We start from the raw sequence: 743 nt of genomic DNA, 5'->3' as shown, positions 1-743 counted from the left end.
CGGCGGGGTCGATCCTGGCCTTCACCCGGGGTGAAACGACGCGGACGGTCCTGGCCTTCGCCGGGGCCAAAGCGACGCGGCCGATCCTGGCCTTCGCCCGTACGCGGGCCGCGCGGCGGGCGCTGGCCAGCGTCTTCCGCCTTCTTGCGGCCACCGGCGCGCTCCTGTGCCTGCTTGATGCCGTCGACCACGGCGCGCACGCGTCCGCGGTTCAGGTCGGACACCCGCACCGGCCGGGTGGCGGCGGGTTTGCGGGCATTGCCCTCGGGCGCGGCGGTCTTGATGCCCAGCGTCTTGCGCTTGGGCGAATTGCTATCGGTCATATCTTCTATGTGGGGCGTCCGGCCTAGATGGCCAGCGCCGCCAGCAGGTCCTGTTCAAGCTGTAACTGCAGTTTGTTATCCGAGGCGAGGCGGCTGCCATCGACCAGGAAAACGTCTTCCACCCGCTCGCCGAGCGTATTGATGCGGGCGGTATGCACCGAGGTGCGATGTTTGGCCAGTACGCGCGAGATGGCGTACAGCAGGCCGGTGCGGTCGTTGGCCGACAAGGAAAGCAGGTAGTACTGGCCGCGCTCGTCGGCACGCAGGTCCACGCGCGGCTTGATCGGGAAGCTGCGCGACTGGCGCGACAGCCTGCCCTGGGCGGGTCCGGCAGCGTGCCTTGCTGCTGCAGGCGCTCCGCCAGTTCGTGCTCCACCAGCGCGATGATGTCACGGTAGTTGCCGCTGGCATCGCTGCTGA

General features: G+C 68.6%; 2 pseudogenes. Both read right to left on the bottom strand.

The window, feature by feature from the left end:
- Window positions 1-323, bottom strand: a pseudogene (locus OR16_RS38635) (pseudouridine synthase); the annotation flags it as partial.
- A gap of 23 nt (window positions 324-346) precedes the next feature.
- Window positions 347-743 (bottom strand): annotated as a pseudogene (locus OR16_RS38630) ([protein-PII] uridylyltransferase); the annotation flags it as partial.

Origin of the sequence: Cupriavidus basilensis OR16 (assembly GCF_000243095.1) — a bacterium.
In the GTDB taxonomy this organism is placed as follows: Bacteria; Pseudomonadota; Gammaproteobacteria; order Burkholderiales; family Burkholderiaceae; genus Cupriavidus; species Cupriavidus basilensis_D.
This window is presented reverse-complemented; position numbering and strand designations above follow the sequence as displayed.